Annotated in this window: 16 protein-coding genes; 10 read left to right on the forward strand and 6 right to left on the reverse strand. The window is 35.0% G+C overall.

Annotated features, from left to right (window positions below; all coding sequences use genetic code 11):
• Positions 1 to 76 precede the first annotated feature (76 nt).
• The 4 genes from NST60_RS17520 to NST60_RS17535 all read left to right on the forward strand — a co-directional run bounded on the left by NST60_RS17520 (position 77) and on the right by NST60_RS17535 (position 4,021).
• Positions 77 to 577, forward strand: a complete 501-nt coding sequence (locus tag NST60_RS17520; protein ID WP_016202375.1) for an Lrp/AsnC family transcriptional regulator — start codon at positions 77 to 79, stop codon at positions 575 to 577.
• Complete coding sequence (locus NST60_RS17525) at positions 577 to 1,746, forward strand: aminotransferase (protein ID WP_016202374.1); 1,170 nt, start codon at positions 577 to 579, stop codon at positions 1,744 to 1,746. The genes NST60_RS17520 and NST60_RS17525 overlap by 1 nt, the downstream gene beginning before the upstream one ends.
• Positions 1,747 to 1,992: 246 nt before the next feature.
• The gene (gene yugI / locus NST60_RS17530) at positions 1,993 to 2,397 is read left to right on the forward strand and encodes a S1 domain-containing post-transcriptional regulator GSP13 (RefSeq protein WP_169189009.1); all 405 of its coding nucleotides are present in this window, start codon (positions 1,993 to 1,995) and stop codon (positions 2,395 to 2,397) included.
• 412 nt (positions 2,398 to 2,809) lie between these two features.
• Positions 2,810 to 4,021 (forward strand): ornithine--oxo-acid transaminase, encoded by a 1,212-nt coding sequence (locus NST60_RS17535; protein WP_101729564.1) that lies wholly within the window; start codon positions 2,810 to 2,812, stop codon positions 4,019 to 4,021.
• A 73-nt stretch (positions 4,022 to 4,094) separates the two neighbouring features.
• On the opposite strand, the gene NST60_RS17540 is transcribed toward NST60_RS17535, so the two are convergent.
• A complete protein-coding gene (locus NST60_RS17540) occupies positions 4,095 to 4,328 on the reverse strand; it encodes a DUF378 domain-containing protein (RefSeq protein ID WP_016202371.1) in 234 nt (77 codons plus the stop codon).
• Between the two features lie 217 nt (positions 4,329 to 4,545).
• On the opposite strand from NST60_RS17540, the gene NST60_RS17545 reads away from it, so the two are divergent.
• From NST60_RS17545 to NST60_RS17555, 3 genes are all read left to right on the forward strand, one after another.
• Complete coding sequence (locus NST60_RS17545) at positions 4,546 to 5,709, forward strand: iron-containing alcohol dehydrogenase (protein WP_224427633.1); 1,164 nt, start codon at positions 4,546 to 4,548, stop codon at positions 5,707 to 5,709.
• A gap of 199 nt (positions 5,710 to 5,908) precedes the next feature.
• Positions 5,909 to 7,255, forward strand: a complete 1,347-nt coding sequence (locus tag NST60_RS17550) for a glucose-6-phosphate isomerase (protein WP_101729198.1) — start codon at positions 5,909 to 5,911, stop codon at positions 7,253 to 7,255.
• Between the two features lie 164 nt (positions 7,256 to 7,419).
• Entirely contained in the window at positions 7,420 to 7,752 is a 333-nt protein-coding gene (locus tag NST60_RS17555; RefSeq protein ID WP_016202368.1) for a four-helix bundle copper-binding protein, read from the forward strand.
• Positions 7,753 to 7,848: 96 nt separating this feature from the next.
• On the opposite strand, the gene NST60_RS17560 is transcribed toward NST60_RS17555, so the two are convergent.
• Positions 7,849 to 8,847 carry a potassium channel family protein gene (locus tag NST60_RS17560; protein ID WP_341099619.1) on the reverse strand — a complete coding sequence of 333 codons (999 nt, stop codon included), beginning with the start codon at positions 8,845 to 8,847 and terminating at the stop codon, positions 7,849 to 7,851.
• An 81-nt stretch (positions 8,848 to 8,928) separates the two neighbouring features.
• Positions 8,929 to 9,804, reverse strand: a complete 876-nt coding sequence (locus NST60_RS17565) for a TetR/AcrR family transcriptional regulator (RefSeq protein ID WP_169189007.1) — start codon at positions 9,802 to 9,804, stop codon at positions 8,929 to 8,931.
• Between the two features lie 425 nt (positions 9,805 to 10,229).
• Here NST60_RS17565 and NST60_RS17570 point away from each other — a divergent pair, with 425 nt between their 5' ends.
• Genes NST60_RS17570 through NST60_RS17580 form a run of 3 tightly spaced genes read left to right on the forward strand, consistent with a single transcriptional unit; the run spans position 10,230 to position 12,657 of the window.
• Positions 10,230 to 10,967: a GTP cyclohydrolase II gene (locus NST60_RS17570; protein WP_254415613.1), complete on the forward strand. Its 738-nt coding sequence runs from the start codon at positions 10,230 to 10,232 to the stop codon at positions 10,965 to 10,967.
• Positions 10,968 to 10,978: 11 nt separating this feature from the next.
• Entirely contained in the window at positions 10,979 to 12,079 is a 1,101-nt protein-coding gene (gene ribD, locus NST60_RS17575) for a bifunctional diaminohydroxyphosphoribosylaminopyrimidine deaminase/5-amino-6-(5-phosphoribosylamino)uracil reductase RibD (protein ID WP_016202363.1), read from the forward strand.
• A 20-nt stretch (positions 12,080 to 12,099) separates the two neighbouring features.
• Complete coding sequence (locus tag NST60_RS17580; protein ID WP_101729195.1) at positions 12,100 to 12,657, forward strand: 5' nucleotidase, NT5C type; 558 nt, start codon at positions 12,100 to 12,102, stop codon at positions 12,655 to 12,657.
• Between the two features lie 410 nt (positions 12,658 to 13,067).
• On the opposite strand, the gene NST60_RS17585 is transcribed toward NST60_RS17580, so the two are convergent.
• From NST60_RS17585 to NST60_RS17595, 3 genes are read right to left on the reverse strand one after another with little or no spacing between them, the layout of a single operon-like run.
• A complete protein-coding gene (locus NST60_RS17585) occupies positions 13,068 to 13,544 on the reverse strand; it encodes an Lrp/AsnC family transcriptional regulator (protein ID WP_016202361.1) in 477 nt (158 codons plus the stop codon).
• Positions 13,545 to 13,581: 37 nt separating this feature from the next.
• Entirely contained in the window at positions 13,582 to 14,121 is a 540-nt protein-coding gene (locus NST60_RS17590; RefSeq protein WP_016202360.1) for a chromate transporter, read from the reverse strand.
• A 2-nt stretch (positions 14,122 to 14,123) separates the two neighbouring features.
• The gene (locus NST60_RS17595) at positions 14,124 to 14,690 is read right to left on the reverse strand and encodes a chromate transporter (RefSeq protein WP_016202359.1); all 567 of its coding nucleotides are present in this window, start codon (positions 14,688 to 14,690) and stop codon (positions 14,124 to 14,126) included.
• Positions 14,691 to 14,860 lie beyond the last annotated feature (170 nt).

Genomic DNA, 14,860 nt, shown 5'->3' on the forward strand with positions numbered 1-14,860 from the left:
AAAAATGAAATTAGTACGATGAATTTAGCGATAATTTGGTATAATGAGAATATTTCAAGCGAGCAGGAGGATAAACATGAGATTAACAGATAAGGAAATTGAAATTGCGGAAATTCTAGAAAAAGATGCGAGGATTTCTGACGAAGATATAGCAAAAATGATTGGAGAAAATATAGAGAAGACGAAAGAAATGATCACGAAACTAGAAGAAATTAATGTGGTTGTTCGCTATACATCGATTGTAGATTGGTCAAAAGTAGAAGGCCATGAAGGAGTAACGGCAATGATTGATGTCAAAGTGACTCCGAAAAGAGGAGTTGGCTTCGATGAGGTTGCGCAAAGAATTTATCGTTTTAAAGAAGTTAAGTCATTATATTTAATGTCTGGTGCATATGATTTATCTGTCATTATTGAAGGGAAATCGATGAATGAAGTAGCTAGATTTGTTTCCGAAAAGCTTTCAACGCTGGATTCGGTTATCTCCACTACTACTCATTTTATTTTAAAACAATATAAGCATGATGGAACGATTTTTGAACCATCCGATGATGATAAAAGAATAGTGGTGTCCCCATAATGAAGCAAACCAAAAGTTATGTCGCACAAAAAGTAGAGGAAATGAAGCCATCTGGAATCCGCAGATTTTTTGATTTAGCTTCTGGGATGGAAGGCGTAATTTCTCTTGGGGTAGGAGAACCAGACTTTGTAACTTCCTGGTCTACAAGAGAGGCGGCTATTTTATCGTTGGAACAAGGATATACCTCTTATACAGCAAATCCTGGACTACTAGAGCTTCGCGAGGAAATTAGTCATTATATGCAAAAAAGATTTTTTGTTTCATATAACCCTGCATCCGAAATAATCGTTACGGTTGGAGCTAGCCAGGCAATTGATATTGCTTTACGAGCTATTCTTAATCAAGGAGAAGAAGTAATTGTTGTAGAACCGTGTTTTGTTTCCTATGCACCGTTAGTGACGCTTGCTGGCGGGGTTCCAATTACGGTTCAAAGCTTAAAAGAAAATGATTTTAAAATCAAACCATTTCAGCTAGAAGAAGTTATAACGGACCGCACAAAAGCAATCATGCTTTGTTCACCTAATAATCCAACTGGAACAACACTTTCCAAAGAAGAGCTTGCAGCAATCGTGGCAGTTGCAGAAAAACATGATTTACTTATTCTATCCGATGAAATTTATGCAGAGCTTTGCTATGATGAAGAATATACAAGTACAGCGGCGATAGAGGGAGCATGGAAGCGGACGATTCTTCTTTCGGGTTTTTCTAAAGGTTTTGCTATGACAGGCTGGAGACTAGGTTTTGTATGCGGTCCAGAAGAATTAATCCAAGCGATGTTAAAGATTCATCAATACAGTTTAATGTGTGCCCCAACAATGGCACAATATGCTGGACTTGAGGCATTAAGAAGTGGTCAAAACGATGTAGAAGAAATGAAGAAAAGTTATAGACGAAGAAGGAATTTTATTGTTCAGTCATTAAATGACATGGGGTTAACTTGTCATATACCTGGCGGAGCCTTTTATGCCTTTCCTAATATAACCGCAACAAAAATGAACGCTGAGACGTTTGCTGAAAAGCTTTTGATGGAAGAGAAAGTAGCGGTTGTACCTGGAAGTGTATTTGGAGAAAGTGGAGAAGGGCATGTTCGTTGTTCTTATGCAACTTCTTTGCAACAATTACAAGAGGCAATGAAACGGATGAAACGCTTTGTTGATAAATATGCGTAATAGGTAAAAAAGAGGTGTTTATATAAGTGGAACAACTCATTGATTGGCGTAAAGTTGTTGTTCTTCCTTTATAACATCTCTTTTTATTGTGTTAATTTTATCCCTTTAAAGACATAGTTTATGCAATTGATAAACGGGAATCATAAATACAATAAATAAATCCTTTTGTAAATATGCCGATATTGTGATATAATCTTATAATGCGTATAAAAGGAAAAATTAATATAAACAATTAGGAGTGTTCTCATGTCAGATAAAATCGAAGTTGGAAGTGTTATTAAAGGAAAGGTTACAGGTATTCAACCTTACGGAGCGTTTGTTTCTTTGGATGAAAATACACAAGGTTTAGTTCATATCTCTGAAGTAACACATGGTTATGTAAAAGATATTAACGAATTTTTAAAAGTTGGAGATGAAGTGAACGTTAAAGTTCTTTCAATTGACGAAAACGCAGGAAAAATTGGTCTTTCTATCCGTGCAACAGAAGAAGCACCTGCACAACCGGAAGCTGCTAAAGCAAAAAAACCTCGTCCTAAGCGTCAAACATCTACTGTAGTTGAAACAGAAAACGTACAAGGTTTTAATACGTTAAAAGATAAATTACAAGAGTGGATTGATCAATCCGACCGTAACGATTTAATTAAAAAATAATTAATATTTATAAAAAGGCTGTCCATTATGGCTTTAAACTTCATTTGTATTAATCAGATGAAGTTTGCGCTTATGGGCAGCTTTTTTTGATGAGAAATTTGCTTTTTTCATAAAACCTTTAAATGGAACTAGGTCATCGAATAAAATAACGAATTATTAGAAAATATCGATAAGAAAATCTATCCTTCCACTGAAAAATCGGCTAAAGTTAATCTATAGAAGTTTCATTTTATCCCACTCTTAACAGACAGTAAGACTTCCCCCTCAAGCTTAGGAGAACACGAGGAAGATAGATGGGAAATCAGCTGTCCGTTAAGGTCCGATTGGTTCAACTAACCTTCAGTGAGGGAGGAAGGAAAACCCCCCACTGATGGAAGTTTCACTTTATACAACGAAATGGAAGGATGATTGGATGGTACAAGAAGTCAATAAATCAATCTCGTTAATTGAACAGTCTGAGAAATATGGAGCAAAAAATTATAATCCACTCCCAATAGTCATTTCGGAAGCAGAAGGTGTGTGGATTAGCGATCCTGAAGGAAATAAATATATGGATATGTTAAGCGCATATTCTGCTCTAAACCAAGGTCATCGTCATCCCAAAATAATTGAAGCGTTAAAAAGACAAGCAGATCGTGTTACGTTAACATCCCGTGCTTTTCATCATGATCAATTAGGTCCTTGGTATGAAAAAATCAGTGCACTAACTAAGAAAGAAATGGTTCTACCGATGAATACAGGAGCTGAAGCGGTAGAAACTGCTATTAAAGCTGCAAGAAGATGGGCGTATGATTGTAAAGGAGTAGAAAAAGATAAGGCAGAACTAATCGTATGTGAAGGGAATTTTCATGGAAGAACAATGGGAGCCGTTTCCCTTTCCTCTGATAACGAATATAAGCGGGGGTTTGGGCCACTGTTGCCTGGAATTAAAATTATTCCTTATGGAGATATAAATCAATTGAGAGAGGCTATTACAGAGCATACAGCCGCATTTATTGTTGAGCCAATTCAGGGAGAGGCAGGTATTATCATTCCTCCTCAAGGTTTCATGGAAGAAGCATATGAATTATGTAAAGCAAAAAATGTTTTGTTTATTGCAGATGAAATCCAAACAGGCCTATCAAGAACAGGCAAATTATTTGCGAGTGAATGGTACGGTATTGTACCAGATATGTATATATTAGGAAAAGCGCTTGGAGCGGGTGTGTTTCCTATCTCTTGTGTAGTTGCTGATTCAGACATTCTAGGAGTATTTAATCCAGGCTCTCATGGATCAACATTTGGTGGAAACCCATTAGCTTGTGCTGTATCGATTGCTGCGCTAGATGTCATTATAGAAGAAAATTTAACCGATCGTTCGCGACAATTAGGAGATTATTTTCTACAAAAATTAACAGAAATTAAAAACCCTATTATAAAAGATATTAGAGGAAGAGGATTATTTATTGGAGTTGAGCTTACGGTAGAAGCAAGATCCTACTGTGAAAAGCTAAAAGAAGTGGGATTATTATGTAAAGAGACTCATGAAACGGTAATCCGTTTTGCTCCTCCATTAACGATTACAAAGGAAGAGCTAGATTGGGCGCTAGAACGTATAAAACAAATATTAAATAGTCCAATTTAAAATACGCTCTTATAGATAAAAGCTGACATTTAATAAAGAAGGCATGTCAGCTTTTATCTGTTAAATTTGTTAATTATCGAGTCGATCTAGGTTCGGGGTCTCGAACAACCTCGGCAGTTGGCTTAAATAGCAGCCCAAGGTTTATTAAGCCGGCAATTCCAACAAGACCATAGATAATTCGGGAGATTGCAGCTCCTTGACCACCGAAAATGCTTGCAACTAGATCAAATTGAAAGAAACCAATTAGTCCCCAATTTATTGCTCCTACTATTGTTAAAACCAATGCAATTCTTTGGATTGCGCTCATATTGTATCCTCCTTATAGTAGAATCCCTTTTATTTTTTGTTAAATCCATAAAACTATACATACAGAAAAGTTGTACGAATAATTCATAGTTGAGAATACACATACTATCAGTCGGTGCGAAGTTTAATCTTTTGATTTTCCGAGCAGTTTGATTAATAATTAGGCATACAAATTAGTTTTTGTTACTAATTTTAAAAAGAAATGGGAGGCGTTTTATTTGGAAAACTTTGTTTTTTATAACCCAACAAAACTTATTTTTGGTAAAGGGCAATTGGCGCAATTAAAAGATCAATTAGCTTCCTATGGAGAGAAAATCCTGCTTGTTTACGGGGGAGGAAGTATTAAAAGAAATGGTCTTTATGATAAAGTAATGGCTATCTTAAATGAAAATGGTAATGAGGTATTTGAATTATCTGGTGTAGAGCCAAATCCTCGCTTAACTACTGTACAGCGTGGAGTAGATATTTGCAAAACAGAAGGAATTGATTTCATTTTAGCAGTTGGTGGAGGCAGTGTTATTGACTGTACAAAGGCTATAGCTGCCGGTGCAAAATTTGATGGAAACCCATGGGAGTTCATTACGAAAAAAGCAGCTCCAAAAGCAGCTTTACCGTTTGGAACAGTTTTAACGCTTGCTGCAACTGGATCAGAAATGAACGCTGGATCTGTTATAACAAATTGGGAAACACAAGAAAAAGTTGGCTGGGGAAGTCCATTTACATTCCCTGTGTTCTCTATCTTGGATCCGGAAAATACATATACAGTTCCAAAGGATCAAACGATATATGGAATTGTGGATATGATGTCTCATGTTTTTGAACATTATTTCCACTTAGAACAACATACAGAACTTCAAGATTATATGTGTGAATCTGTATTAAAAACTGTCATAGAGTTTGGACCAAAACTTGTTAATGACTTAGAAAATTATGAATATCGAGCTGCTATTTTATATTGCGGTACGATGGCTCTAAATGGAATGCTCAATATGGGATACCGTGGTGATTGGGCTTCGCATAATATTGAGCATGCTGTTTCAGCAGTATATGATATTCCTCATGGTGGTGGACTTGCAATTCTATTCCCTAATTGGATGAAACATAATTTATCTGTAAAACCAGAACGTTTTAAACAATTAGCCGTTCGTGTATTCGGCGTAGACCCAGAAGGGAAAACAGCAGAAGAAAGTGGGCTTGAGGGAATTGAAAAACTTCGTGCTTTTTGGAATGAGTTAGGAGCTCCTTCCCGTTTAGCTGATTACGACATTGATGATAGCAAGTTAGAATTAATGGTTGAAAAAGCAATGACAAATGGTGGATTTGGGAATTTTAAAGTGTTAAACGAAAAGGATGTTTTAGCAATTTATAAAGCATCTCTATAAAAGAATAAAAACGTACAAACATTTCGTATGAATTGTTTGTACGTTTTTATGCAACAGAGAAGGAAATTGAATAATTGGTGAAAAATGAAAAAAAAAGATATTGTATTCGCTTTCATAACGAGTTCTTTCTTGATTCCTTTTTCTACTTCCGATAAAGTGGAAGAGGAGTATAAATAAATATTATATTGGAGGATCATTTATGACACACGTTCGTTTTGATTACTCAAAGGCATTAAGCTTCTTTGGAGAACACGAAATTACATATTTAGAAGATGCAGTAAAAGTTGCTCATCATTCCTTGCATGAAAAGACAGGACAAGGAAGCGATTTCTTAGGATGGATAGATCTTCCTGTAGCATACGATAAAGATGAATTCGCACGCATTTTAAAGGCATCAGAAAAGATTAAAAGTGATTCAGAGGTATTACTTGTAATTGGTATTGGTGGTTCTTATTTAGGCGCACGCGCAGCAATCGAAATGCTAAATCATAGTTTCTACAATTCTTTATCTAAAGAAAAGAGAAAAACACCACAAATTATCTTCATTGGAAAAGATATTAGCTCCACTTATATGAGTGATGTCATTGATTTCCTTGGCGATAAAGATTTCTCTATTAATGTTATTTCTAAATCAGGAACAACAACAGAGCCTGCAATTGCGTTCCGTATTTTCCGTAAATTATTAGAACAAAAATATGGAGTAGAAGAAGCAAGAACGAGAATTTATGCTACTACTGATAAAGCTCGTGGGGCGTTAAAAACTTTAGCGATGGAAGAAGGATATGAATCATTCATCATTCCTGATGATGTAGGTGGACGTTATTCTGTGTTAACACCAGTTGGTTTATTGCCAATCGCTGTTAGTGGTGCAGATATTACGGCTATGATGGAAGGTGCGGCAGCTGCACGAACTGATTTCAGTACATCTGAATTAAAAAATAACATTGCTTATCAATACGCAGCAGTTCGTAATGTCCTTTATAATAAAGGAAAAACAATTGAAATGTTAATTAACTATGAGCCAGGCTTGCAATATTTCTCTGAATGGTGGAAACAATTGTTTGGTGAAAGTGAAGGGAAAGATCAAAAAGGGATTTATCCTTCTTCTGCAAACTTCTCAACAGACTTGCACTCATTAGGACAATATGTTCAAGAAGGCCGTCGCGATATTTTTGAAACAATTGTAAAAGTAGACAAGCCTCGTCATGAATTAGTTATTGAAGCAGAAGAAAATGACTTAGACGGTTTGAATTACTTAGCAGGACAAACTGTTGACTTTGTAAACAATAAAGCATTCGAAGGAACACTGCTTGCACACACAGATGGTGGAGTACCAAATCTTATTGTAACAATCCCAGAAATGAATGAATATACATTTGGATATCTAGCATATTTCTTCGAAAAAGCTTGCGCAATCAGCGGTTATTTACTAGGTGTAAATCCATTTGATCAACCAGGAGTAGAAGCATACAAAGTAAATATGTTCGCATTGCTTGGTAAACCAGGATTTGAAGAGAAAAAAGCAGAATTAGAAAGTCGTTTATAAGATTGTAGTGATGAAGCTATCGGTAAACTCAGAAAATGAGGGTTACCGATAGTTTTTTTAGTTTCTCTTTCTATTCTATTGATGCCATTTCGCTTTTCAAAATGTTTAAAGGTTTCATGAAAGGTTAAATAAATAGAAATAGGTATTAGAAGGAGGAAGTAGGGATGCTTGTGGAAAAAGAACAGTTATTAATTAAAACATTACAGGAATGTATGATTGTTTGTAACCATTGTCTAAATGAATGTTTAGCAAGTGAGAAGGTAACACCAATGCTTGATTGTATTCATGCCAATAGAGAATGTATACAGTTTTGTAGTTATTTAGAACAAGCTATTATTAGAAAGTCTCCATATGCAAAAGAGTTTGCGGAGATTTGCTTATCTGTATGTACCGATTGCGCTAGCGAATGCAAGAAACATGACCATCGCCATTGCCAATATTGTGCAGAAATTTGTATGGAGTGCGCTAATGCTTGCAAAACTTTTTTAGAAGCTTAAGGATAATCCTTAAGCTTCTGAGGCATACTTTTTGTTTCTTGAAAAGCGAGTAGTATGCCTCAGAAAATAATCTATTATTAAATAACTTCACTTAGGCTAAGTGATAATAATTAATTCATCATTCTCTTCAAACTGGAATGCAGGATTAGGATTAAGGTAACTAGTCCCCCCTCTTTTCACCCCTAATAATAGCTTTCCATCTGCTAATAAATAATTGTTTAATATCAAATAGTCTCCTAATTCACCATGAATATTTGTTAAAGGGATAAATTGAAGCTTCTTATCCTTCAGTTGATTTAAAAGCTCCAGAAATGCAATCATTGTATCTTGAGAAGTTAAACTATTGTGCATAACAAAGCTCGTTAAACTATTTGTCTCAATAATTTCATCTGCACCAGCTCTTTTAGCGTTCTGGATTTGTTCTGCAGTTAGTATTTCAACAATACATGGTATCTTAGCATTCAAACCTTTTATCGCAAGTAACGACAATATTGAATGCATGTCAGCTTGTAACTCTTCTTTGTTTTGATCAGCTGTAATAATAACCTTACTAGCGGTCATTATATTTGCTTTCAGCAGGACGCTGTCTAAGTTTGAATTGCCTCTTACGAAGTGGATGGTTTCTGGCACTGGATTGGTTGTTAAAGACTCATCAACTAATGTAATAGGGATATTTTCCTGGTCTTTAATAATAGAATGAATAATCAGCTTTGACCGTTCATTCCACCCAATGATAATCAAGTGGTTTTGCCCTTTATAAGTCGTTTTTCCTTCTAGATAAGCATTTTGTTTAGCTACAGCCGCAGTAGCTAATGTCACTAAATAGGTCGAAAGGAATCCTACCCCTGTTAATATTAATAACATTCCTGTTATTCTCCCCAAAACGGTAATGGGAGCATAATCACCATAGCCAACTGTGGAAGTCGTAATAATCGCCCACCAGATTCCTTCAAATATAGTGGGAAATGTTTCTGGTTCAATAAAGGTGATAAAGAAACCGAATAGGATAATAATAGATAAAGAAATTGTTAATACACGAATACTTAACGGTAATCTTAAGAATCTAGAAAGTATAGAATTAGGCAAAGTAAACACCTCATAAAGTTGTTATCCTTTGCATTATTGACCAATAAAAAAACTTTCATAATCAAATGAAAGTTTTTTAGTAGAATATACTCAAAGTTCTATCTGATAATAATCAGCAATCTTTTTTTGTTCTGTTTGAAAGTCATCATAACCATTCAAGTTATAAAGCATTCCCTTGATAATTGGGACTCTTGGTTCTTCTGCATGGATTTCTGTCATTAATACTTCCAATGTTACTTCTATCTCTTCCTTATTTGCAATATGCTCCATTTTCTTTTGAATAGAGTTAATAGCATCTACTATATGTTGATGATTATCTTCCATAAAGTTGATAGCAGGCTTCTTAATAATATATTTAAGAAAAACATTGGAAAAGAGAGGATGCTCGTTCTCTTTTACCATATCCGTTATAATGGAATCTAATCTTTTTAATAAGTAACTGGCAATATCTTTGGACGAGACATTAATGGAATCTAAAATCGAAACTTTCAAAAAAGAATGAATAAGTCCATCTTGGATAATAAGCAAATCTAAAAGGTATTTCTTCTTCTCTTCCCCATAAATAGCAAGGAGACCTTTTAGATTATAGTCTTGCAGTTCTGCTTGCATTTTTGCTAAGAGTTCCTTAATAGAATTGTTTAAAGGAATTGCCTGTTCTTTTGATTGCATAATGATAAACTCTTTATGCTTTAATGCGTGATCGAACATAAAGGTCAGTTGATCTATATATTTATCTCTAGATGGGACTGGCCTTTGACTAATTTCTTCAAGTGTTTCGATCAGTTCATCATAATAATATTGTAAGATTTTATAAAGAAGGGAATCTTTTGATTTAAAGTATAAATAAAAGGCACCTTTTGATATCCCACAATCACTTGCAATTTCTTGTACAGATGTAGAAGAAAAGCCTTTTTGCGCAAAAAATTTTATCGCAGAATCGATAATTATTTTTTCTTTTTCTTTCACGTAATTTCCTCCTGTGCATATAGGAAGTAAAGTTGACTAAACGGTCATAATGATATTGAATTTGTGACTAGTTAGTCAAATTATATAGTAAATGAAAAGAAAAATCAATTAATAGCGCTTTTCTTCGCAGCTCTTTGGTGAGAAGTAGAGAATTTTCGAATTGTATGAATGAGGGATTTGCTATATGATAGTAGTCAGAAAAGATTTAAGAACAAAAGTTGAGTAATCCAATTGGTTTATAATGTTTAAAAGAGCTGATTACTTGACGTTAATTTCTTATGATTGTAAACTTACTTACGCATAGTAAGTGAAAAGGGGATTAATAACCTAAATTCTTTTTTCACAAACTATAAGATGAAATTTATTTATAAGTGATATATTAGCTGATACATGAAGGAATAATACGACAAAAAGGGGATTTTCGAATGGATCAAAATATTATCGATCTTCTTCAAGATAAAATGGAAATAATCGCATTTAATGAAGAACAGAATTTAAGCTTAGTTGGACCAGTGAAACTGCCAGTTCAATTAGATGATCAAGTGGTTACTTTTCAATGGTATACATGGTTACCAATAAATAAAAATGAAACGAAAGAAGAAGTTCTTCGTTCCTTACCAGCTCTAGATTTAGCAGATTATCAACAATCATCTGTTTTAGTGTATGGGGACTTCGCATCAGAAGAAAATGCATTAATACGTATGCATAGCATTTGTCATACGGGCGACATTTTCGGTAGTAAACGGTGTGATTGTGGATATCAATTAAAAGAATCTATGAGAATGATTGTGGCGAATGGAAATGGCGCACTCTTTTATTTAGCCAATCATGAAGGAAGAGGTATTGGATTATTTACAAAATCCCTTGCGTACCTTTTACAAGAAAATGGTTTCGATACAGTAGAAGCGAATCTTGCACTTGATTTCCCAGATGATTTGAGAAGCTATGAAGCACCTCTTAAAGTACTTCAATTTCTTCGTCAAAAGCCAGTGAAATTAATAACCAACAATCCTAAAAAGCTAGAAGCTCTTAAGAAACTGGGGCTAACAGCTGAAGAAAATGTTCCGTTATGGGGGGATGTTTCTTCTTATAATGAGAATTATTTAAAGACAAAAGTTAATAAATCTGGTCATATTCCCTTGAAAAATACGGTGACCATTTAAGGAGAATAGGTATGAAGCTTGATCAAGATTATATGAGAATGGCGTTGGAACTTGCAGCATCAGCACTAGGGAAGACAAATCCGAATCCAGTGGTGGGAGCTGTGATTGTAAAGGATGGAGTAATTGTCGGCACAGGTCTTCATCGGAAAGCTGGAGAACCACATGCTGAAGTCCATGCTTTTAGAATGGCAGGAGACCATGCAAAAGATGCAACCCTTTATGTTACATTAGAGCCTTGCTCACACTATGGAAAAACGCCGCCATGTGCACTTTTGGTTAAAGAATCTGGGGTGAAAAGGGTAGTAGTGGCAACAGAAGATCCTAATCCACAAGTAGCGGGTAGGGGAATTAACATCTTAAGAGAAGCGGGAATTGAGGTTGAAGTTGGAATCTTACAAAAAGAGGCCCAACAATTAAATGAGCGTTTTATCCATAATATGATTCACGGAACTCCGTTTGTCATTTCCAAGGTTGCAATGACTTTAGATGGAAAAATTGCTACTCATACTGGACATAGCCAATGGATTACGGGTGAAGCGGCAAGAAAGGAAGTCCATCTTTTAAGAAACGAAGTGGATGGTATTTTAGTTGGTATTGGAACAGTATTAGCAGATAATCCTAGATTGACAACCCGATTAGAGGGACCATCAAAAAATCCTATTCGTATTATTTTGGATGCTAATTTAAGGACTCCTTTAGAAGCTCACATAACAGATTGTAAGGAAGCGAAGACAATTATTGTAACTTCTGCAATTGCTCATTCTTCCAAAGCAATTGCTTTGGAAGAAAAGGGAGTAGACCTATTGACAGTTCCTTCTATTAATGGGCAATTAGATTTAAAAATAGCATTAAAGGAATTATATAAGCGCGGAATTACGGATATTCTTCTTGAAGGCGGAAGTGAAGTAAATGCAAGCTTTATGCGGCAAGGACTTATTAACAAGTATCTAGTATATATTGCCCCTAAAATAGTAGGTGGTACAAATTCCTATACGCCATTTAGAGGAGAAGATATTGATAAAGTAGAGGAGGCTGTACCATTACGTTTTGAAAAGACGGAATGGGTTGGAGCAGATATTAAAATAACAGCTTATCCTGTGAGTAATAAATAGTAATTCTATGGAGGAAGTCAATGAAGTTTGGGTTTGATATAGATGATACACTTATCAATTTAAGGCAGCATGCTTTTGAACTTTATAATAAAAAGTTAAAGAAGAATATTACGTTAGAAAGCTTCCATGCATTAAAAACAGTCGAAATTCATGAACCATTTGGATTAAATGCTATTGAAGGAAAGCAATTATGGGATTCCCTTAGGGAAGAGATTTACTTTACAACTTGTCCCCCTTTTCCATCAGCAATAGAAACACTAAATGAGCTTGTAAGTCATGGTCATGAGGTTTATTATATTACGGCACGGAAAAAACAATTTGCAGAAAAAACGAAAGATTGGATGAGAGAAGTAGGTTTTCCAATTTTGGATAGTCATTTTTATTGCGGAATGGAAGATCATGAAAAAATAGCTATCATCCAAGCGCTTAAGTTAGACTATTATTTTGATGATAAGCCAGCTGTACTGGAAACACTTCAAGAACAATCAACAAAGCTTTATGTGAAAGATCATCCATATAATCAGCATCTTGAGTTTAATCGTATTAATGATTGGGCACAGCTAAGAGAACTGTATTAGCGTTGATCACAAAGAGGTTGGGACAAAACAAAATATATAATAGATAAAGAGGAATCATTTCTCATTTAGTAGCGAAACCAACTCGTTCCATTACGCTACAGACACTCCCTTTCTGCAGGAGTTGAGTGTCCTCCGCTCCATTTCACTCCGTTTTTAAAGGTTGTTTCGTTCCACCATTTTTTAAAAAGAAAATATAATGGGTAATACAAAGCAGACTGAATACACGGAGACTCCTATGGGAGCATATCATTCAGTCTGCGGGTAATAACCACAAATATTCTTTCTTAAAATGAATAAACCCCAAACAATTATACGAACCTTTCTTAGCATGTACGTATAATCGTTCGGGGTTATTTGGTTGAAAATACTTATGTCCCAGCTTCTCTTAAAACTCCACTGATAGAAGTTTTTTATAGCTTCATGCCGATTCTGCTCTTATATCGTTTGATAAGAATTTGACAGTCTACACTAACAACACCTTTTATTGCATACAATTTATTTGTGAGAAAGGACTCCATTTCTTGGTTATCAATAAATATTCCATGCATATGTAATTTACTTGGACCTGTCATATGGTACAGACTTGTAACCGCAGGATCATCTGCAAGTGTATTAGCCACGCTTTCTAAGTATTGAGGTTCTACATCAACATTAAAGAAAGCAGAGACCGTTTTCCCAACTTTAGCAGGATTAATAACAGTTGTGAACTTCTCAATTATGCCATTTTCAAATAAAGTATTTACTCTTGTTTGAACAGCAACTCGAGAAATCCCAATTTCTTTTCCGATATCTGTATAGGAGATCCGGCTATTCTCGTGAAGCAAGGACAAAATATGTCGATCAATTTTATCTAATTTTATATTAGGAACATAAAACTTTTTATCCATAAAAAATCCTCCAACTAATTTTCTTCGCCTTAATTGTTTAACTTAAGTGAGGAACAATGAGGCCACCGTAAAGAAAGGCAAGTATAATGACAAATGCGGGATGCACCTTCCATTTTTGTAGCAATAAAAATGCAACTAATGCAATAACACCTGATTGAATAATACCTATGGAATGATAGGAATCCTGAAACATTTCAAAGGTCAAAACTAGCATTAATGCTGTTATGACAGGTTGAACTAGAAGGGTCATACCTTTAACAATCACTGAATCCTGATGTTTTCTCATTATTTTCAATAAAAAAATAAGTGCTATAGCTGAAGGGAGGATGGTTGCAAGTAAAGCAATAAAAAATCCTCCCCAACCACCAACTCCAAATCCTACATAGGCAGCAATTTTTGTCGCAATTGGACCAGGTAAGGCATTAGCAAAAGCTAACATATTCGAAAACTCAGTGTTGGATAACCAATTATATCTATTTACTATTTCTTCATACATTAAAGGAATAGAAGCGGGACCGCCTCCATATCCCAATAAATTAGCAACAAGAAAACTGAGAAAAATACTGACGAATATCATATTCACTGGCCTCTTTCTTTCTTATGTATAAATTTTTCTTTTAGTTTAAAATGGAATGCTCCATAGGTAAGAAAAACGAGCACAACAATACCAGGATGAATGGAAAATGTTTGTAAGAGGATGAGACAGACAATGGTAAGTCCAATTCCCACATAGATTCCCAGGCCTTTCACTGCTTTTTCTCCAAATTCATATGCCATTAAGCCAAGCATGACGGCAATTACAGGAACAACTGCTGAAATCATGCTTGTTATTATTGGTGAGTGACTAAGAATAGATATAAAGGAAAATAAGAATACCATTGCCAAACAAGTCGGTAATATGTGAGCTAGAACACTAACGATTGCTCCGACAGTTCCCTTTTGGCGATAACCTAAATAGGCGGCTATTTTAGTAGCAATTGGCCCAGGGAGTGTATTGGCAATTGCTAATACGTCTCCAAATTCTTTATTATCCATCCATTTATATTTTGTCACCGCTTCGTGACGAATTAGTGGAATGACAGAAGGACCTCCTCCAAATCCAAAAATACCTGCACGTAGCATGCCTAGAATTAAATCTTTATACATGAATTTATTTCTCCTTTCTTAACAAGTGTAACGATATAGAAAAAATAATTACGATACGTAACTATAATACCACGATTTATTATTAATGTGTTTAAAGAAAATGTTAAATCTATACTAATAGAAAGTTTATTTGGACTATCTTATCCATTGAAAAATAAATCAACATATAA

This window comes from Niallia sp. FSL W8-1348 (assembly GCF_038006745.1).
In the GTDB taxonomy this organism is placed as follows: domain Bacteria; phylum Bacillota; class Bacilli; order Bacillales; family Cytobacillaceae; genus Niallia; species Niallia alba.